Origin of the sequence: Ruegeria sp. R13_0, assembly GCF_017743995.1 — a bacterium.
Classification (GTDB): Bacteria; Pseudomonadota; Alphaproteobacteria; order Rhodobacterales; family Rhodobacteraceae; genus Ruegeria.
In genome coordinates this window covers 217,373-235,984 of sequence record NZ_JAGHRB010000007.1, presented here as the reverse complement: position 1 = coordinate 235,984, position 18,612 = coordinate 217,373, and the positions used below count along the sequence as shown (strand labels likewise).

Annotated in this window: 17 protein-coding genes; 1 reads left to right on the top strand and 16 read right to left on the bottom strand. The window is 57.3% G+C overall.

Annotated elements, in window-relative coordinates; genetic code table 11:
* Positions 1–21: 21 nt before the first annotated feature.
* From J7394_RS11545 to J7394_RS11510, 8 genes are read right to left on the bottom strand one after another with little or no spacing between them, the layout of a single operon-like run.
* Positions 22–1,779 (bottom strand): FAD-dependent monooxygenase, encoded by a 1,758-nt coding sequence (locus J7394_RS11545; RefSeq protein ID WP_209253129.1) that lies wholly within the window; start codon positions 1,777–1,779, stop codon positions 22–24.
* Between the two features lie 28 nt (positions 1,780–1,807).
* Positions 1,808–2,389, bottom strand: a complete 582-nt coding sequence (locus tag J7394_RS11540) for a VOC family protein (RefSeq protein WP_170690337.1) — start codon at positions 2,387–2,389, stop codon at positions 1,808–1,810.
* 3 nt (positions 2,390–2,392) lie between these two features.
* Complete coding sequence (locus J7394_RS11535) at positions 2,393–3,460, bottom strand: branched-chain amino acid ABC transporter permease (protein ID WP_247748169.1); 1,068 nt, start codon at positions 3,458–3,460, stop codon at positions 2,393–2,395.
* On the bottom strand, positions 3,460–4,323 hold the full coding sequence (locus J7394_RS11530) for a branched-chain amino acid ABC transporter permease (protein WP_170680886.1): 864 nt from the start codon (positions 4,321–4,323) through the stop codon (positions 3,460–3,462). Before J7394_RS11530 ends, J7394_RS11535 begins: the two co-directional genes overlap by 1 nt.
* Complete coding sequence (locus J7394_RS11525) at positions 4,320–5,030, bottom strand: ABC transporter ATP-binding protein (RefSeq protein WP_209253128.1); 711 nt, start codon at positions 5,028–5,030, stop codon at positions 4,320–4,322. The genes J7394_RS11530 and J7394_RS11525 overlap by 4 nt, the downstream gene beginning before the upstream one ends.
* On the bottom strand, positions 5,030–5,749 hold the full coding sequence (locus J7394_RS11520) for an ABC transporter ATP-binding protein (RefSeq protein ID WP_209253127.1): 720 nt from the start codon (positions 5,747–5,749) through the stop codon (positions 5,030–5,032). The genes J7394_RS11525 and J7394_RS11520 overlap by 1 nt, the downstream gene beginning before the upstream one ends.
* 49 nt (positions 5,750–5,798) lie before the next feature.
* Positions 5,799–7,073 carry an ABC transporter substrate-binding protein gene (locus J7394_RS11515; protein ID WP_170680889.1) on the bottom strand — a complete coding sequence of 425 codons (1,275 nt, stop codon included), beginning with the start codon at positions 7,071–7,073 and terminating at the stop codon, positions 5,799–5,801.
* 25 nt (positions 7,074–7,098) lie between these two features.
* Positions 7,099–8,160 (bottom strand): maleylacetate reductase, encoded by a 1,062-nt coding sequence (locus J7394_RS11510; protein ID WP_209253125.1) that lies wholly within the window; start codon positions 8,158–8,160, stop codon positions 7,099–7,101.
* A 105-nt stretch (positions 8,161–8,265) separates the two neighbouring features.
* Here J7394_RS11510 and J7394_RS11505 point away from each other — a divergent pair, with 105 nt between their 5' ends.
* Complete coding sequence (locus J7394_RS11505; RefSeq protein WP_209253123.1) at positions 8,266–9,195, top strand: LysR family transcriptional regulator; 930 nt, start codon at positions 8,266–8,268, stop codon at positions 9,193–9,195.
* Positions 9,196–9,649: 454 nt separating this feature from the next.
* Here the strand turns inward: J7394_RS11505 and J7394_RS11500 are convergent, their stop codons facing one another.
* The 8 genes from J7394_RS11500 to J7394_RS11465 form a co-directional block, all read right to left on the bottom strand.
* Positions 9,650–11,137, bottom strand: coding sequence for a mannitol dehydrogenase family protein (locus J7394_RS11500; protein WP_371812002.1), 1,488 nt, complete (start codon positions 11,135–11,137; stop codon positions 9,650–9,652).
* Between the two features lie 8 nt (positions 11,138–11,145).
* Entirely contained in the window at positions 11,146–11,919 is a 774-nt protein-coding gene (locus J7394_RS11495) for an L-iditol 2-dehydrogenase (RefSeq protein WP_209253119.1), read from the bottom strand.
* Positions 11,916–12,920: an ABC transporter ATP-binding protein gene (locus J7394_RS11490; RefSeq protein ID WP_209253118.1), complete on the bottom strand. Its 1,005-nt coding sequence runs from the start codon at positions 12,918–12,920 to the stop codon at positions 11,916–11,918. The genes J7394_RS11495 and J7394_RS11490 overlap by 4 nt, the downstream gene beginning before the upstream one ends.
* A gap of 12 nt (positions 12,921–12,932) precedes the next feature.
* Positions 12,933–13,763 carry a carbohydrate ABC transporter permease gene (locus J7394_RS11485; RefSeq protein ID WP_209253117.1) on the bottom strand — a complete coding sequence of 277 codons (831 nt, stop codon included), beginning with the start codon at positions 13,761–13,763 and terminating at the stop codon, positions 12,933–12,935.
* A gap of 12 nt (positions 13,764–13,775) precedes the next feature.
* A complete protein-coding gene (locus J7394_RS11480; protein ID WP_170375757.1) occupies positions 13,776–14,642 on the bottom strand; it encodes a carbohydrate ABC transporter permease in 867 nt (288 codons plus the stop codon).
* A gap of 107 nt (positions 14,643–14,749) precedes the next feature.
* Positions 14,750–16,054 carry a sugar ABC transporter substrate-binding protein gene (locus J7394_RS11475; RefSeq protein WP_209253116.1) on the bottom strand — a complete coding sequence of 435 codons (1,305 nt, stop codon included), beginning with the start codon at positions 16,052–16,054 and terminating at the stop codon, positions 14,750–14,752.
* A gap of 94 nt (positions 16,055–16,148) precedes the next feature.
* A complete protein-coding gene (locus J7394_RS11470; protein ID WP_209253115.1) occupies positions 16,149–17,174 on the bottom strand; it encodes a LacI family DNA-binding transcriptional regulator in 1,026 nt (341 codons plus the stop codon).
* A gap of 632 nt (positions 17,175–17,806) precedes the next feature.
* The gene (locus tag J7394_RS11465; RefSeq protein WP_209253114.1) at positions 17,807–18,448 is read right to left on the bottom strand and encodes an NADPH-dependent F420 reductase; all 642 of its coding nucleotides are present in this window, start codon (positions 18,446–18,448) and stop codon (positions 17,807–17,809) included.
* Positions 18,449–18,612 lie beyond the last annotated feature (164 nt).

The following is an 18,612-nucleotide window of genomic DNA, read 5'->3' as shown; positions in this document are numbered from 1 at the left end:
GTAAGTTTGCTCCAGATTGGCTCATCGCGAAAGGACTGTGGTCAGCGCGCGACGCAGTTCGGCTTCGGCGTCAGCAGCCATATCGGCTGAGCGCCACGCCACGTGTTGATCAGGACGGACCAACAAACAGCCCGTATCCGAAATCTCCGACGCGCGCGCCCAATCCCCGGTGTGGTCGACATAAGTCTGGCGCGGGCCGATGACGTGACAGCGAATGGGCATGCCGAGTTCTTTCGAGACGGTCTCGGCCGCCGTTACCCAAGCCTCTCCACCAATCCCGGTCAGCACGGTGAATTCTCCGCGACCGCACAGATCCAGAGTTGAATGCTTGTTACCGGTGTCATGATCAAACACCCAGACATGTGGAATACGCGCGCCGGGCCAAGTCGTCGGCTGGTAGTGCAGCTCCGCATCCTGATCAAAACCGGGATCGGGTTGACCATCCGTTTCAATCGCACAGGAGTCGTAGCGTTGGTTCATTTCTACGCCATGCGCATCAAACTCATATTTCTTGAAAGCAATCGCCTCGCGAATGGCCTGCCTTTGTGCTGCAGCTTCAGGCGTTGATCCTGTGCGAGCCTCTAGATTGCTTTGCATGACCTCTGGATCGACGCCTTCGGCCATTCCGAGCGATTCAAAGATGGGACCGAATTCTCCGATGGATTGGTTGGCCCGTGTGACGATCTGCTTTGCCACGGGCGCACGTTCTTCGCTGTAGCTGTCCAGCAGGTTCTCTCCGGCATGGCCTTTCAGGACTGCGGCCAGTTTCCAGGCGAGGTTGAAGCTGTCCTGTATTGAGGTGTTCGACCCTAGCCCGTTGGACGGTGGGTGCCGGTGTGCCGCGTCACCCATTATGAAAACACGGTCCTTTTGCATATGGGTCGCGTACATGTTGTTTACGGTCCAGGTGTTGGCGCTGATCAGTTCGATCTCAAGCTCGGGGTCGCCAACCAATTGCCGTGCAACCTGAGTGGCCATGGCCTCGTCCACCTCGGGGGCGGGTTGGTTGATGTCGTAGCCCCAAACGATGAGCCATTCGTTCCAGGGGCGGACCATGCGGACCAGACCCATGCCAATTCCACCGACATTCGCACCCGGTTGCATCACCCAATAGAGGACCGATGGCCGATGCGCGACGTATTTACTGAGATCTGCGCGGAACAGGATGTTCATCGATCCGCCGACGCCCATCTCACCTTCGAAAGGCAGACCGGCATGTTCGGCAACCAGAGAATTGCCCCCATCCGCGCCGACCAGGTATTTGGATCGGATCGTGATTTCTTCGCCCGACAAACGATCCAAACACGTCGTTGTCACACCATCTGCGTCTTGCTCATGCCGCAAGTATTCGGTGCTCATCCGCGCCTGAGTCCCACGGCGACAAGCGGTGCCAAACAGGATCGGTTCCATGAATGTCTGCGGCAGATCGTTCATCATCGTCGGGCTGGACAGCAAGTGCTCGGCCTTGGACAGAGGATGATTGCCCCAGCTTTTCATCCGCCCGATCTCCTCACCGGCGAGGCTTTCGCAGAACACGTTTTCACCCATCAGATCCTGATGCGCGGCATGCATATAGGCTTCGGCTTCGACCTCGTGACCAAGGTCGCGCAACACCTCCATGGTCCGCTGATTGGTGATATGCGCGCGCGGTGTATTGGCCAGCCAGCGATAGCGGTTGATGACCATGTTCTCGACGCCATAGCTCGACAGCAAAGCCGCCGTTGCAGACCCCGCCGGACCGGTCCCGATGATCAGAACATCCGTTGTGATGGTGGCCATAAGCTCTCTCCCTTGTTGTTCGAATTACTCAGGACCGTGGGTCCCAGAGGCGGCCGTCATACTCGGCCTCATAAGCTTTGCCGTCCGGGTAGCTGACCAGTTCCAGCTGCATGCCCCAGGGGGCGAGGAAATAGACCCAGGTCTCGCCAGCGCTTGGCCCGTCGGTCATGGTTGTCGGGTTGCCCAGGACCTCAATACCTTTGTCCTGCAAATAGCTGACGGCACCGTCCATGTCGGTGGTATAAAACGCGATGTGATGCCCGCCGATATCCGAGTTGCGCGGCAGTTTCGTATCCTGATCGGGTGCGGTGTATTCGAAGATCTCGAAATTGGCGCCATTGCCACAGCGCACCAGCCGCATCGTCGGAATCTCGGCTTTGGCGTCCACGTTCAGATGGTCTGCCATCCATGTGCTGTCGCCGCCCGAGAACGGCCCCAACGGGTAGAACACATTGCAGCCGATCACGTCCTGAAAGAAGGTAACGGCCTCATCGACGCTCGGGACTGTAAACCCCACGTGGTCTGTACCTGTCATTCCCGGCAGTGAACTGCCAGCAAATGCGCCAGTTCCCAAAGCTGTGACTGCGACCGTCAATGCGAGTGTTTTCATGGATCAATCCTCCTTGTTCAACTGCGCGCCAATCACCAGACGACGGCGCACGGGGAATATTTGAAGTCCGGTTTTCTCAGAGATCAGCCCCCAGATGCCGCGCGGTGCGAAGAGCATGACGGCGATGCCGATCAGCCCGAGCACCATGAGATACCAGGAGCCGTAATCGGCCAGCAGGCTTTGCAGGATGAAGAAGATCAGCACGCCCAGGATCGGGCCTTCGATGGTGCCGATGCCTCCGATCACGACGATGAAGATCACATAAGCCGTCCAGTCGGTGACCGAGAACGCGGCATCAGGCGAAATCCGCAGCTTCTGAACGTAGATCAGCGCACCTGTCAGCCCGGTTCCTGCGGCTGAGACAAGATAAACCAGCCACTTCATCCGCACCGCATCGACACCGACGGATTTCGCGGCTTCAACGTTGTCTCGGACAGCAGCCAGTGCCAGCCCACGTTTTGTTCTGAGCAGCCAGTAGATACCTGCGATTGTTGCGATCACCAGCGCCAAGGCCAGCCAGTACGTCAGGATATCCCGTGCTGCCGCACCGCGAACGTCAAACGTGGTCTGAATCCATTCAGTCGCCCACATCTCACGCGTAGCCGTGCGCGGCAGAGAGGTTCCGGTGCCACCGCCGAGCACTTTCCATTGCGCCACCAGCAGGCGCATGACCTCGGCGATGACCCATGTGCCGATGGCGAAATAAGCCCCTTGCAGGCGGAAGGCGAAGAAGGCTGTGGGTATGGCAACAATCAGGGCCGCAACGCCGCCCAGCAGGATCGCCGGAACCGGGTCCATACCCCACAGGATGACACCTCCGAACATGGCGTATGCCCCCATGCCAACGAACGCTTGCTGGCCGACGGACACAAGCCCGCCATACCCTGCCAGCAGGTTCCAGAACTGCGCCAGTACAAGCATGGTGAAGATGAAGAACAGGTCCTGGATCAACCCTCGGCTGGCAAATGTCGGCAGCAGGATGAACAGGATGATCAGAGCGATACAGAAGGCTCCGGCGCTGTAGGACGCGCGGGTCTGCGTTTGGACGCGGTACATTGAAGTATCAGCCATCAGTCCACCGCCCTTGGAAACAGGCCTCTGGGTTTGATCAGAAGCACGATGAGAAACGCCAGGTGGCCAGCCAGGATTTGCCATTCGGGGTTGATTGCTGCGCCGACAGTCTGCGCGACGCCGATGATGATGCCTCCGATCAGAGTGCCCCACAGGCTGCCGAGGCCACCAATAATCACGGCCTCAAAGGCGTAGATTAGGCGCGCTGGGCCGATATTGGGGTCAAAGTTTGCCCGCATTCCCAGATAAAGCGCCGCCAAAGTCACCACGAGCATTGCGATCGCGGTCGCAGTGGCGAAGATACGTTCTGGCCGGATACCCATTAGACCCGCTGTCACCGCATCATCCGAGGTCGCGCGGAACGCCCGGCCCAGCTCCGTGCGGTAGAAAAGCTGGTTCAGCCCGACGATCACAAGGATCGCCGAGGCAAAGGTCAGCAACGGCAGAACGCCGAGGTTCAGCCCGCCCATCTGAACGGAAGCCGTTGCAATCTCACCCGCAGGCAAACGTTGGCTATCGGCTGAGAACCCTTCGAGCAGAGCATTCTGCAAGACGACCGACAGACCGAATGTCACAAGCAAAGGCGGCAGGATATCAGGCCCCAGCACGCGGTTCAGCACATGTCTCTGCAAAGCCCAACCCACCCCAAACATGATCGGTGCGGCAATGATTGCCGCCAAAAACGGAGAGAGCCCAAGCAACGAGACCAGCAGAAGGATCAGATAGGCCGCAAAGACGATGAGATCGCCATGGGCCAGATTGACCAAACGCATGATCCCGAAAACAAGGCTCAGGCCTGCCGCGAACAGCGCATAGAGACCGCCTAAAAGAACGCCCTGAATGATGGTGTCGATCCAGATCATGCGGCGGCTCCTCCGAAATAGGCGTCGTGTATGGCCTCGCGGCTGAGCGTGTCTGAGGTACCTTCCAGCGTGACGCGACCCTCCATCATGCAGTAGACGCGGTCCGCGACTTTCATCGCCTGGCCAATGTCCTGCTCCACCACGATCAGGCTGGCTCCGGCCTCTTGAATGCGAGGGACTGCGTCGTAGATGTCCTTGATGACCACGGGAGCCAGACCCAGGCTGATCTCATCGCACAACAGAACGCGCGGATTGCTCATCAGGGCGCGGCCAATGGCCACCATCTGCTGTTGCCCGCCAGACAGGGCTGTGCCCGGGTGGTGGCGGCGCTGTTTCAGGATCGGGAACAGGTCGTAGATTGTTTGCAAAGACCAATGACCCGAAACCTTTCGGCCATAGGTGCCGATCAGCAAGTTTTCCTCGACGCTTAGGGAAGGAAACAGGCGACGCCCTTCAGGCACCATTGCCACCCCGCGCGCCATGATCTCATCTGCGGGCAGATCGCCGATGGGTTGCCCGTCAAAGCGCACCTGATCAGACCCGTTGGTCAGAACACCCGAGATCGAGCGCATGAGGGTCGATTTCCCAGCCCCGTTTGCCCCGATGATGGCGACGGTTTCGCCTTGGTCCAGATGGATATCCACGCCGAACAGGGCTTGGAAATCGCCATAATGGGCGGTCAGCGCGTGGGTCTCTAACAGGCTCATCAGACTTCGATCCCCAGATAGATTTCTTTGACTTCTCGGCTGTTCATGATCTCATCCGGGTCACCCAGACCGATGACCTTGCCGAAATCCAGAACCAGCAGCCGTTCAACGACTGAGGTGAGCGCATGCAGGACATGTTCGATCCAGATGATCGTCACACCGCTGCTGTGCAGCCCCTTGATCGTGTTGATCAGCGCGGTGCATTCCGCGTCCGTCAGGCCTCCGGCGATTTCGTCCAGCAGCAACAGCTTTGGATTGGTTGCCATCGCGCGGGCCAACTCCAATCGCTTGCGTTGCAACAGCCGCAATCCACCGGCCGTGTCATTGGCCACATCCAACAGTTCCGTTTGCTCTAGAATGCGGGCGCAGTCCTGTTCAACCTCGTGTTCGGATTTGCTCTGCCCATGCGTCGCAGCCACCAGCAGGTTTTCGAACACCGTCAGATGATCAAACGGCTGAGGGATCTGGAACGAGCGCCCAATACCCGACAAGCAACGCTGCATGGGCGGCACACGCGTCACGTCAGCCCCGTCGAAATGGATTGATCCAGCATCAGAGGTCAGATTGCCCGTTATCAGATTGAACAGCGTCGACTTACCCGCCCCATTCGGACCAATGATCCCAAGGGCCTGCCCCTGCTCGACATCAAAACTGACATCGTCAGTGACGGTGAGCGCACCGAAGCTTTTTGAGACGTTTTTGAGCGAAAGAATGGTCATACCGGTCTTCCTGCCCCGGACAGGGTCCGGGGCGTTGGTTGCATTGCGATCAGGAGATTTCTTCCATCACACCCGCGGTCGGGATTTCGGGAGCCGAAGAGTTGTCGACGATCACGAGGTCATAGCTGCCATTATCGAGCAGCCTCCATTGCCCCCCGACCAAAGGCGTTTTCGCGACATTCTGAGCGGCGAAGGGAGGCAGACCAGCCCCATCAAAGGCGATCCGGCCAACAATGGAATCCAACTGCGTGGCAGCTATAGCCTCGGCTACGGCATCGCCATCACCTGCGTCATCAACACGTCCCATGACGTTCGCAGCCATTTCGAATAACGCGTGTACAAATCCGATAGGCTGGGTCCACTGGCGGCTAGTGGCGGCCATGTAACCCTGCGCCAATTCAGCTGAACTTGCGCCGGTCAGCGACGACGAGAACGGATGCGTGGGCGACCACCACACCTCGGAACTCAGGTTGTTGCCTGCGTTGCCCAAAGCTTCGACGGCCTGCGGGAACAGGATCGCCTTGCCGATGCTCGCCGCCTTAGGGGTGAAGCCTTGCTGCTTGGCCTGGCTCCAGAAGGTGGTGAAGTCAGGCGGGATGGGAACGCCGGTTACAATTTCAACATTCGCCTGGCGGAACGCGTTGATCTGGGCCGAGAAATCGTCGGTCAGGTTCTGGTACCGTCCGGGATCTGTCAGTGAATAGCCCAGTTCTGACAATACTGGCGGGAATCCTACATTCGGATCGCCCCAGGCATTGCCATCGCCGTCATTCGGGAACAATGCACCGACCTGCTTGTTGGTCTCCAACTGGCCCCACATCGCCGTAAAGACTGAGATAACGTCCTCAAGACCCCAGAAAAAGTGATAGGCGTAGTAGAACGGCTCCCAACTGGCTGGATCGCCGGGGTTGCCCTGCTGGCCGATGAACCACGGCTGCCACGGGGCAACAGTGGAAATACACGGTACTTCCTCGGCCTCACAGGTGGAGGCAACCGGGTTGGTCGTTTCGGGAGTCGAGGCAACCAGCATCAGGTCGATCTCATCGTCCACGATAAGCTCGCCCGCCACGTCTGCTGCTCGGTTCGGGTTCGACTGGCTGTCTTTGACGATGACTTCAAAATTCGCACCGGCCTCAGATGCGGCGAAATTGTCGAGAATAAACTTGTCGGCCTCAGAGAACGCGGCCAGAGGACCTGATTGCGGGCTGACATAGCCCAGCTTGATCTTGGCGCCCTGAGCGATAGCGGGCGCAGCGAGCGTGCCGGCCGCTAGGCCGAGGCCGGTTGCAGCGCTGGATTGCAGCAATTTGCGTCGTGTGATCATGTGTCCCTCCCTTGACACGGTGAAGTCAAACGCTTGGGGCGTTGCCCGCCCACGCGTTTTGAAGAAGCGCCCGCAGCCCATCAGCAGTGACCGGCTGCGGGTTCCAATACGGGTTCTTGAGTGCGATTTCGGTGGCGCGATCCAGATCGGCCTCTGATAAGCCGATGTCTTTAAGAGCCATTGGTGCGCCCATGGATTTGGAAAAATCCCAAAGAACCTGGCCGGGCTCAGAACCTCCAAGAATGTCCGACACGGGTGCCAACAGATCCGGTACACCCGCCGCGTTGTAGGCGATGGCATGGGGCAGAATGACCGCGTGGGTTTCCGCGTGCGGCAGATTGAAGGACCCGCCCAGCGTATGACAAAGCTTGTGATGCAACGCCATTCCGACCAGACCAAGTACCGTGCCGCAGGCCCATGCACCACGCTGCGTTTCTTCTCTGGCTTTCAGGTCGCCGGGGCTTTCGACAACGGTCGGCAGACCTTCCGCAAAGGCCCTAAGGCCGTCGATCGCCAATTCCGTGCTCTGATCCGTGCGATCCTTGGCATAAAGCGCCTCGGCTGCATGAGCCAATGCGTTCAAGGCGCTGGTCACGGTCATTGCGGGCGGCAATGACGCCACAAGTTCGGGATCGTACAGAATGACCCGCGGCAGAACCTTCGGGTCTGTCAGGGTAGTTTTGATGCCATCCTCAGTCTGGCCCAGGATTGGAGTGGCCTCGCTGCCGGCATATGTGGTCGGGATGGCGATTTGTGGCAAAGAGGTCCGAAGGGCAATCGCCTTGCCTAAGCCAATCGTCGAACCTCCACCGATAGAGACAATGCTATCGGCCTTGACTGACAAAGCGTGTTCAACCGCTTCTTCGGTCACGCCGACCGGAGTGTGCATTGTTGCCCGAGTGAACACGCCTGCAGCGCGATCCCCAACGGTTGTCGCAAGCTCCATTGCCATATCGACTTGTTGAGGCGTCGACAGGATCAGCGCCTTATTCGATCCCAACTCCGCCAACTCCGCGCAGATTTCGTTGCGCAAACCCACGCCGAACCGGACTTTCTGGCCATTGATGCTGGTGGTGCTAAGAGCCATTGGGCGAGTTCCTGACAAGCGATGGATTGCGGGTCTGGAGGGAAAGCTAGCAGGCAATGACAGCACTCTTGATCGAATTATCGACCATCAATATAACTTTGAGTTATGAAGCTTGATCCAAGACATCTTGAGATTCTCGCGGCTATTGTCGAGGCCGGAGGGTTGACCGAAGGCGCTGCTTTACTTGGGAAATCTCAACCCAGTGTCTCCAGAAGCGTCTCTCTCTTAGAGGACAGGGTGGGAGAGCCCTTATTCCTGCCGACCCGCAGACCTTTGCAACCCACTGAGCTTGGTCTTGCGCTCGCTCAGGAAGGTCAAAGAATCCTAAGCGCAGGTCGCCATGCAAGCCGCGTTGTGGACGAACACCGTCAGGGCATTGCCGGTGCAGTGCGGGTTGCGGGTACGCCGATCTTTATGGACGGTGTCATCTCGAACGTGATTGCAGAGTTTCAGGCCGAGTATCCCAATATTCGGATCGACCAATCCTATGGATACCCCACTGAACTATTGTCCCAACTGTCCGCTGAAACTCTGGACTTGGCCATTCTTCCTATGCGCCCGGCAGACGTGTCGGATGAGTTCGAATTTCGTCAAATCCTGCCTGGTCGAAACGTCATTGCGTGCCGTGTTGGGCACCCATTGGCGCGCAAAAAAGAGGTGAAGCTGGAAGACATTACCGAGTATTCCTGGATCGCGCCGCCTGCGAACAGCCCGCTTTTTCGTGACTTGAGAAACACGCTGGACGGTATCGGTATGCGAGACCTCAAAATCAGTTTCACAGGCGGGTCTTTGAGTGCGGTTGTGAACGTTCTGACCGGTTCAGACTCCCTGACCGTTTTGCCTTTTTCGGTGGTCTTCATGATGCAAAGGCAAAAAACTTTGGCAGCACTTCCGATAAAAATCGGTGACCCCGACCGGCACTTGGGATGCGTTACGCTAAGCACCCGAAGCATGCCGGCTTCATCGAACCGCGTGCTTGAGTTCATAAAGCAGAAGTTCGAAATGCTTGATCGGCTGATTTGTAGCGCGGGGTGATCCTTTTGGTCCAAGCAGCAACACAAAGCGCGTGTTGTTCAACAAGAGCTGTACTGGGTATCCCTTTGGATCTGGTTTTAACTTCTTTGATTTAGTCGTACTGGGTCAGAAGTAATTGATCGTTTTATGGCCTTAGGGCAAATCTTGAATGCACTGTAGTAGACGCCAAAACGGTCAATTTCCAGAAATTGATCTCCTTCAGATGACATCCGAGTGCCAACAAGGACGGCCAGAGTAGACAGGTTTGGATTTCGACGTCCTCTCTAAAAGTCAGCAGGAGAACAGTGAGCAACAGCCTCCCGCATTCCGACTTTGTAGCGTTCAGGGTGACGATTGCGAAATGAACGAGGAAAGGGATGAAATGAAGGAGGAAAGGGATAGTGAACGCGGCAATTCCGATCAGCCCTTAAGGTACGGCTACAACCAGTGTGCGGCAGGACTAGTGTCAACTTGCCTATGAGGTGGCATAGTCGGCTACCGCTGCCCGGCAACCATCTTGCCAGATTGAGGTCAGCCAAGCGTTGAAAGCTTCGGCAAACTGCGCGTTGCCAGCTAGCTCACCATAATACTGGCGTTGCTCGATCCACAATTTCGGGTCGGCCTTGGAGGCGCGAGCGGTGTTTTGCAAATGCTCCCATTGGGGGTCGTTTGGCGCGATCTCCGAGCCATCTTCACGAACGCCTGCGCACATCCGGCACCAGAACGCTTCGGCCAGTGCCAAACCAGTCAGAGAAGGGCCAGAGGTAAGGGCATCGCGTAACGACGGCAGCAAGAACCCTGGATGTCGTGAAGACCCGTCAAATGCCACGCGACGTGTCGTGTCGCGGATGGTGCTGTTTGCAAATCGCTTTTCAACCAATCCAAGATATTCAGTTGCCGTGGTGCCTGGAACGGCTTCGACATAGGGCAAAATCTCTTCTCTCTGAACCTTGTTGAAAAACGCTACGATGTCCGGATCCTGCATGCAGTCTGAAATCGTCGGTACATTCAGAATTTCCCCAATATTGGCAAGCAGCTGATGACCTCCGTTCAGAATGCGCAGTTTCATCATTTCATATCCGTGAACATCGTGGGTCATCGTGACCCCAGCCTGTTCGAGAGGTGGCCGCCCGGCACAGAAATCATCTTCGACGACCCATTGCCGAAAATTCTCATGCGAGACCGGAGCGCGATCGTCGATTCCAAGCGCCCGACATTGCGAAATGACCTGTTCGGTCGTTGCGGGCACGATACAATCCACCATCGAGTTCGGGAATGCGCCCTTTTGGGCGATCCAGTCGGCCAGCTCCGTGTCGACCAGACGCGCCAAACCAACAATGCAGGTTTTTAGTATTGTGCCGTTGCCCTGAAGATTGTCGCAGCTCAGCGCCGTAAACGGGTCCAATCCATTCTCACGTCTTTGCCTGTATGCCTCGACCATCGCGCCAAATACTGTACGTGGCTGGTGCGGGTTCTCGGCGTCGTGCCTTATGTCTTCATGATCCAAGTTGAACACGCCGGTGTTGGCATCCAGAAAATAGCCGCCTTCGGTTACAGTCAGGGACACAATTCGGATAGACGGATCAGCCATCCTGCGGATCAGTGCTGTGTTACCTGCCTCAATCGGTAGATAGTCGATCATCGGGCCTATGACCTCTGCGGATATTCCTTGTGGATCCAACTCGATCAACGTGGTCAGGCAATCCTGCGCCAACAGCCTCTCACGCATCTCGGCGTCATAGCTGCGCACTCCGGCTCCGATGATAGCCCAATCTTGGGCTTGGCCTTGCTGCAAAAGCTGATGAATGTACCACGCCTGATGGGCGCGGTGGAAATTTCCAAGACCGATATGAACAATGCCCGGTGTCAGCTCCGAACGCTGATAGTTAGGGGTGCGGACAATCGCTGGCAGGTCTGCAAGCCGGTCTTGCCGCAGCTGAATCAGAGGGTTTGAGTGTGCCATTGGGTTCATCAGCTCATCCAATTTCCACCATCGACATTGTAGGTTTGTGCAACGATGTATTTTGCCTCGTCCGAGGCGAGAAACACCGCCATGCCCGTCAGGTCTTCGGCCCGGCCCATGCGGCCATAGGGAACGGCAGCGGCCACTTCGCGTTTCTTCTGTCCCGGCGGTTTACCTTCGTGTTTGGCAAAGAACGCATCGACGCCGTCCCAATGTTCGCCGTCCACCACGCCCGGAGCTATCGCGTTCACGTTGATCCCGTGCGAGATCAGGTTCAGGCCCGCAGACTGGGTCAGGGAAATGATCGCGGCCTTGCTGGCACAATAAACGGCGACCAGCGGTTCACCGCGCCGCCCGGCTTGAGACGCCATATTGATGATCCGGCCTTTGGTGCCATGCGCAATCATATGGCGCGCGACGGCTTGCATGGTGAACAAGGCACCCGCGACGTTGATATCAAAGACGCGCTCGTAGTCGGCGCGCTCAATCTCGACAATCGGGGCAGCGGTGAAGATCGCTGCATTGTTGATCAATATGTCGATCGGGCCGAAATGCGATGCCGTGCGGGTGATGGCGTCGTCGATACTCTGCTGGTTTGTCACGTTCATTTCGACGGCCATGGCGGACGCGCCGATCTCGGCTGCGGCCCGTTGGGCGCGTTCGATGTTGATATCCGCGATGGCAACACGTGCGCGTTCCGCGACATAGGATTTGGCAAAGGCCAGCCCGATGCCGCGCGCGGCACCGGTGATCAGAGCGATTTTGCCATTCAGACGAGTCATTCGATCCGCAGTCCTTGTTCGTCGAAGCGGTGGATGACGTCGGCCCGTGGCGTCAGGTGAATACGATCCCCGTGACGGAACCCAACCTCGCCATCGGCGCGAACCGTGATCGTTTCGGTGAGTCCGGTATCGTGGACGTGGAAGAAGGTGTCCGAACCCAAATGCTCCGAGACGCTGACAACCCCGGACCATTCGCCTTCAGTTTCCGAAACAGCAATATGTTCCGGGCGGATGCCGATGGTTTTCGCGCCATGTTTTGCAGCCTCTTCACCCTCGATGAAGTTCATCTTGGGTGAGCCGATGAAGCCCGCGACGAACAGATTTCGCGGGGTGCGGTAGAGTTCCAGAGGCGAGCCGACCTGCTCGATCACACCAGCTTGCAGTACGACGATCTTGTCGGCCATGGTCATGGCTTCGACCTGATCGTGGGTCACGTAAATCATAGTGGTCGCCAGGCGTTCGTGCAGCTCACTGATCTCTAGCCGCATACCGACGCGTAGTGCCGCGTCGAGGTTTGACAGAGGTTCGTCGAACAGAAACGCCGCCGGTTCGCGCACGATAGCGCGCCCAATGGCGACCCGCTGGCGTTGGCCGCCCGATAGCTGGCCGGGGCGGCGGTCCAGATAGTCGGTCAGGTTCAGAACGCTGGCGGCTCCTTCGACGCGCTTGTCGATCTCGGCCTGATCCAGTTTTGCCATGCGCAGGGGAAAGGCGATGTTCTTGCGCACGGTCATATGGGGGTAGAGCGCATAGGACTGGAACACCATCGCCAGCCCTCGTTTCGCGGGTGGCACATCGGTGGCGTCCGCCCCGTCAATGTCGATAGAGCCCGAGGTGATATCCTCCAACCCAGCGATCAGACGTAGCAGGGTGGATTTTCCGCAGCCCGAGGGGCCGACGAAAACGGTGAACTCGCCATCTTCGATGGTCAGGTCCAGCGGTGGAATGACCTGTACGTCGCCGAAGCTTTTGGTCACGGACTTGAGTTGAATGCGTCCCATGTGTCGTGTTCCTTATTTCACAGCGCCGAAGGTCAGGCCGCGGACAAGTTGTTTCTGGCTGAACCAGCCAAGGATCAGAATTGGCGCAATCGCCATGGTCGAGGCCGCGCTGAGCTTGGCAAAGAACAGGCCTTCGGGGCTGGAGTAGCTGGCGATGAACGCTGTTAGCGGAGCCGCGTCGACGGCAGTGAGGTTGAGGGTCCAGAACGCCTCGTTCCAAGCCAGAATGAAGTTCAGCAGCACGGTCGAAGCGATGCCGGGGATGGCCATTGGCGTCAGGACGTAGAGAATTTCTTCTTTCAATGTCGCCCCGTCCATCCGTGCAGCTTCCAGAATTTCACCCGGAATTTCGCGGAAATAGGTGTAGAGCATCCAGACGATGATCGGCAGGTTTATAAGCATCAGCACGACGACCAGCCCTCCGCGCGTATCCAGCAGACCCAACTGAATGAACAGTAGGTAGATCGGATAGAGTACGCCGACCGCAGGCAACATCTTGGTGGACAGCATCCATAGCAGAATGTCCTTGGTGCGCTTGGACGGAACGAATGCCATCGCCCAAGCAGCGGGGACGGCGATGATGACGCCCAGAATGGTCGAGCCCCCGGCTATGATGACCGAATTCCATAGGAACCGCATATAGTCGGACCGTTCCTGCACAATGGCGTAGTTTTCCAACGTCCAGTTGAAGTTCAGGAACAGCGGTGGGCTGGCGATCGCCTGCGCCTCGGTCTTAAAACTGGTCAGAATGGTCCAGAGGATCGGGAAAAAGATCAGCAAACCAACGGCCCAGGCGAGGGCGGTATTCAGCGATTTGCGGCGGGTTGTGGCAGCGCGGGCCATGATCTTACCTCCTCACGCGTCCAGGTTCTTGCCGACGATGCGCATCAGGAAGATCGCAACGATGTTGGCTAAGATGATTGCGTAGACACCTCCGGCTGATCCAAGGCCGACGTTCTGGCTTTCCAAAACGCGCTGGAAGATCAGGTAGGTGAGTGTGCGGGTGCCGAACGCGCCGCCGGTGGTCACGAAAATCTCGGCGAAGATCGACAAAAGGAAGATCGTCTGGATCAGGATCACGATGGTGATCGCGCGGCTCAGATGCGGCAGGATGATGTGGTAGAAGCGTTTCAGGACCGGCGCGCCGTCCATTTCGGCAGCTTCCAACTGCTCACTATCCAGCGACTGGATCGCGGTCAGCAGGATCAGCGTCGCGAAGGGCAACCATTGCCACGAGACGATCATGATGATTGAGGTCATCGACGCCTCGGACAGCCATGAGATCGGCTCGGCCCCGAAAAAGCGCCACAGATGCGCCAGAAGGCCGTTCACCGGATCCATGAACATGTTCTTCCATACCAATGCAGACACGGTTGGCATGACAAAGAAGGGCGCGATCACGAGGATGCGGACAACACCTTGGCCCCACATCGGCTGGTCCAGTAGCATCGCCAGAAGGATGCCCAGGATAACGGTGATGACCAGAACCCCACCGACGATCACAAGCGTTGCCTGAACCGCGGGCCAGAAGGAACTGGACGATACGAACCGGACGTAGTTGTCGAAGCCGACCCAGCCCAGATCCCCACCGCGCAGGGGCAGATATTTCTTGAAGGAAAAATACAGCGTCATCGTCAGGGGCACGAGCATCCAGCCTAGCAGCAGGACCACTGCGGGTGCCATCATCAGGCGCGCGACGGATCGGGAATGTTGAGTAGCCATTACGCAAACCCTCTCTGTTCAGGCGTAGCTTAGCCTGCGAGAAAAACGTGGGTTGTGGAAGGGGTGAGCGGGGGGCAGCTCTCTGCCCGCCCGCGTGGGAGGATGCCTCAGTACCCTGCGGCTTCCATTTCTTCAGCAGTGAAGGCCTGCGCTTTGGCAAGTGCTTCATCCACCGTTTGCTGTCCGGCATAGACTGCCGAGAATTCCTGGCTCACCTGCGTGGCAATGCCTGCGAATTCTGGGATCGCAACGAACTGGATGCCAACATAAGGCGTCGGTTGCGCACAGCAGTTATCCGGATCGGCCGCAAGGATTGAATCCAGCGTTTTCTGGGCGAACGGAACCTTCTGGTATTCCGGGTTTTCATAGAGCGACGTCCGCGCACCCGGAGGCACATTGGCCCAACCTTCATTCTCGGCTACCAGTTCGATATATTCCTTGGACGTGGCCCATTCGATGAATTGCTTGGCCGCTTCTTCCTGTTGCGTGCCAGCCGGAACGGCCAGCGCCCAGGCCCAGAGCCAGTTGGCGCGCTTGTCGACACCTTCTGAATTTGGCGCCAACGCAAAACCGACCTGATCTGCGACAGTCGAGTCGTCAGGGTTGGTTACAAAGGATGCCGCAACGGTGGCGTCGATCCACATACCGCACTTGCCTTGCTGGAACAGCGACAGGTTCTCGTTGAACCCGTTTGTGGCATATCCTGCCGGGCCGGATTCATTCATCATGTCGACGAAGAATGTCAGAGCTTCTTTCCACTCGGGCTGATCGAACTGGGGCTTCCAGTCCTCATCAAACCAACGCGCGCCAAACGAGTTCCCGGTGACGGTAATGAAGGCGCCGCCTTCACCCCACCCGGCCTTGCCGCGTAGGCAGATACCGTTGATGTCGTTGTCGCGATCGGTCATGGCTGCCGCAGCTTCGCGGATGAACTGCCATGTCGGAGCGTCGGGCATCTCAAGACCGGCCTGTTCCATCAGGTCGGTGCGATACATCACCATCGAGCTTTCGCCGTAGAACGGTGCCGCATACAGTGTGCCATCATTGCTGAGGCCGTTGCGCATGGCGGGTAGAATATCGTCAACGTCATATTCGGCGGACATGCCGTCGAGCGGCACCAGCCAGCCATTTGCGCCCCAAATCGGGGTCTCGTACATACCAATGGTCATGATGTCGAACTGACCACCTTTTGTGGTGATGTCGGTAGTCACGCGCTGGCGCAGTACGTTTTCTTCCAGTGTCACCCACTCGACTTCAATGCCAGTCGCTTCGGTGAATTTGTCGGTGTAGCCCTGCATCCGGATCATGTCGCCGTTGTTTACTGTGGCGATCGTGATGGATTGTGCGTGGGCCGCGGCCGTCGCGACGAACGTCAAAGCAGTCGCCGCACGAAGTGCGTGTTTCAAGTACATCCCTGTCCTCCCTGAGCTTGGATGCTGTGCAGAAAGACTAGTTCAAGAATTGTCGCGCCGTCAATAAAAACTTTACGCGCGTTAATTTTTGGCGCTATGCGGATTCCCTGAGAACCAATCGTGCGGGGAAGAGGGTTTCTGTCCGCTTCTCAAATTTCCCACCGTTTTCAATGAGTTCGAAGAGCGTTTCGACACTTCGGGCCGCCACATTGTCATAATCATGTGCTGCGGTTGTCAGTGAGGGGCATGTGAACTTTGCAAAGGGATGATCGTCGTTCGAGGCCACACGCAGTGCACAATCCTCTTTCCGCCCGACACGAATCCCCTGCTCAAAACACGCCGCCAGAAAGCCGATGGCCAATCGGTCATTGCTGCACAAAACCGAATCCGTGCGCAATTTGCGTTCATCCAACACCCTAAGCGCACCCTGTCGGCCAATCTCTTCAAAGGCCCAGCCGGTGCCGTCGATTTTGATCACATGAGGTTCAAAACCCAAACGCTCCATCACCTCGACATAGGCCTTGCGCCGCTTGTTGGCGTTGGGGTTTGCAGGGGTCCGCATTTCGAAGAACGAGGGCGGTTCACCCGTGCGCGTCATGTATTCCACGGTCTGGGACACAAAGCTGAAATTGTCGGACCCGATAAACGCCGCGCCCAAACCGTCAAGATTGCTGTCGAACAGAACCGTGGGCACACTGGCGCAGAATTTCTCGATCACGGACTTGTCCGAGATACGCCCCAAAGGCGCCAGCAACACGCCCGCTGGTTTCAAAGATTGCAAACCGTCCAGGATTTCGTTTTCCAGCTTTTGTTCGCCATGAGAGCTGAACAGAAACGGGCGGTACCCGGCTGTGATACAGCTTTGTTCCAGATACCGCGCGATTTCAGCAAAGAACGGATCAGCCAGATAGGGCACGACAATGCCGATATTCTTGGTCAGCTTCCGGTTTTGGTTCACCGCATAGATGTTCGGGCGATAGTCAAATCGCTCCAGCGCCTCTTCGATCCGCGCCCTTGTCGTTGGGCGAACGCTATCGGGATCGTGGAAGTACTTGGACACCGTGGGCCGCGAGATTCCGCTGAGCGCCGCGAACTCTTCCATATTCTTGATTTTGGTCATGCCAGTCTGCCTGCGGGTCATAGCCGCCTTGAACTTATCTTACTTTTACATATTCTTTGCGCGCGCTAAAAATCAATAGCCAGACAAGTTCCAGTCGCCTTTGCCTGCAAGGGTAAGAATGCATCTTGGTATCGGAGGGTTTCCACACAAACCAGGATAAGCGGAGACGGATCGCATAATGGCGACATTTACGGCTCGTTCCTAGGATAGAACGGTTTGCCGCTCAGCCCAATATTGCGCGATGGGCTGTTCTGATATCTCCCAGAAAACCCCACATCGAGAGGTGCGGCTAGCAACCTAGTCAAAGGTGTCAAACGCAAGACACCTAAGCAATACTCAGTGAGGAGGAGATCGGGATTGTTTTGACTAGCCTCGGTGGAGATGTACATTGCCACTCTGTACTCGCGTGAAGGTGTAGCTGAAAGGCTGCATCCCTTCTGAGCGAAAGAGTTCCTCGAAGTTGGGGCAATCATCTAGCAGGTGACAGGGACTACCGGGCGACCACGTCGGAGGTTCAGAATGGCTATCCGAAGCTTCGGTCCAGATGCGCCGCGGTGGCCGCTTTTGGTAACAATCCTCTGAAGCAGGCGGGGCGTCCGAGCCTGCCTGCTTCTCCGGGCATTCAAGCGTTTTTAGGCGTCTGAGCGTAGGATGACGGGCGTGATCCGCGTGCCTTCGCCCTGAACATAGGCCATCTGAATGATCAACTCGGCCAGAGGTTCCAGATACCGTGCACTTAGCATAGCTCCGCTATCGACCGGGTCATAATTGATGGCACGCACCAGCTCGGCAACCGTTTCTTTTGCCTCGGTGTCATCCCCGGCCAGGAAGACCTGAGGGCGGATGCCGCCATAGGTCGGGTCCGAGTCAACAACATCAGCAAAGATCGCGTTGAAGGCCTTGACGACCGGAACGCCCGGCAGCTTCGCCTGGCAAACCTCACCTGCGGATGTGGTATGCCCCAGGGTCAGAGCCATGTAGTCATCGGTCAGAGGGTTAGTGCAGTCGACCACCACCTTGCCTTCCAGCGATCCCAGAGCCTCCAATGTATCGTCCAGCGCCGTGAACGGGACGGCGATGAACACAACCTCGGCGTGTTGAACCAGATCGGCTGCAAGGCCGCCTTTAATACCACGTCGGTCCGCGGCCTTGGCCCCCCGTCCGGCATCCCGCGAGCCGATATGAACCACATGATCCGTTGTAGAAAACCGGCGCGCAAGCGCGTTGGCGACATTGCCGGTTCCGACGATAAGCAAATTTCTTGAGTTGGGCACGACGACGTTCTTCCCCTTGATAATGTTGCGATTCCGAGGATAGTGGAATCGGTATCATGATGATAATTGTTTTTTTGCGCTCTCTTTCAGATTGCAGCGCTCTAGGCGGGCGATTGGTGTGCTGCAGCCGCGCTGTAATTGCCCGTCGGCAGGGTGAATGGTGA

Bases quoted from the DNA above. Each gene is read 5' to 3' on its own strand.
- J7394_RS11545 (WP_209253129.1), bottom strand. From the start codon at position 1,779: ATGGCCACCATCACAACGGATGTTCTGATCATCGGGACCGGTCCGGCG.
- J7394_RS11540 (WP_170690337.1), bottom strand. From the start codon at position 2,389: ATGAAAACACTCGCATTGACGGTCGCAGTCACAGCTTTGGGAACTGGC.
- J7394_RS11535 (WP_247748169.1), bottom strand. From the start codon at position 3,460: ATGGCTGATACTTCAATGTACCGCGTCCAAACGCAGACCCGCGCGTCC.
- J7394_RS11530 (WP_170680886.1), bottom strand. From the start codon at position 4,323: ATGATCTGGATCGACACCATCATTCAGGGCGTTCTTTTAGGCGGTCTC.
- J7394_RS11525 (WP_209253128.1), bottom strand. From the start codon at position 5,030: ATGAGCCTGTTAGAGACCCACGCGCTGACCGCCCATTATGGCGATTTC.
- J7394_RS11520 (WP_209253127.1), bottom strand. From the start codon at position 5,749: ATGACCATTCTTTCGCTCAAAAACGTCTCAAAAAGCTTCGGTGCGCTC.
- J7394_RS11515 (WP_170680889.1), bottom strand. From the start codon at position 7,073: ATGATCACACGACGCAAATTGCTGCAATCCAGCGCTGCAACCGGCCTC.
- J7394_RS11510 (WP_209253125.1), bottom strand. From the start codon at position 8,160: ATGGCTCTTAGCACCACCAGCATCAATGGCCAGAAAGTCCGGTTCGGC.
- J7394_RS11505 (WP_209253123.1), top strand. From the start codon at position 8,266: ATGAAGCTTGATCCAAGACATCTTGAGATTCTCGCGGCTATTGTCGAG.
- J7394_RS11500 (WP_371812002.1), bottom strand. From the start codon at position 11,137: ATGGCACACTCAAACCCTCTGATTCAGCTGCGGCAAGACCGGCTTGCA.
- J7394_RS11495 (WP_209253119.1), bottom strand. From the start codon at position 11,919: ATGACTCGTCTGAATGGCAAAATCGCTCTGATCACCGGTGCCGCGCGC.
- J7394_RS11490 (WP_209253118.1), bottom strand. From the start codon at position 12,920: ATGGGACGCATTCAACTCAAGTCCGTGACCAAAAGCTTCGGCGACGTA.
- J7394_RS11485 (WP_209253117.1), bottom strand. From the start codon at position 13,763: ATGGCCCGCGCTGCCACAACCCGCCGCAAATCGCTGAATACCGCCCTC.
- J7394_RS11480 (WP_170375757.1), bottom strand. From the start codon at position 14,642: ATGGCTACTCAACATTCCCGATCCGTCGCGCGCCTGATGATGGCACCC.
- J7394_RS11475 (WP_209253116.1), bottom strand. From the start codon at position 16,054: ATGTACTTGAAACACGCACTTCGTGCGGCGACTGCTTTGACGTTCGTC.
- J7394_RS11470 (WP_209253115.1), bottom strand. From the start codon at position 17,174: ATGACCAAAATCAAGAATATGGAAGAGTTCGCGGCGCTCAGCGGAATC.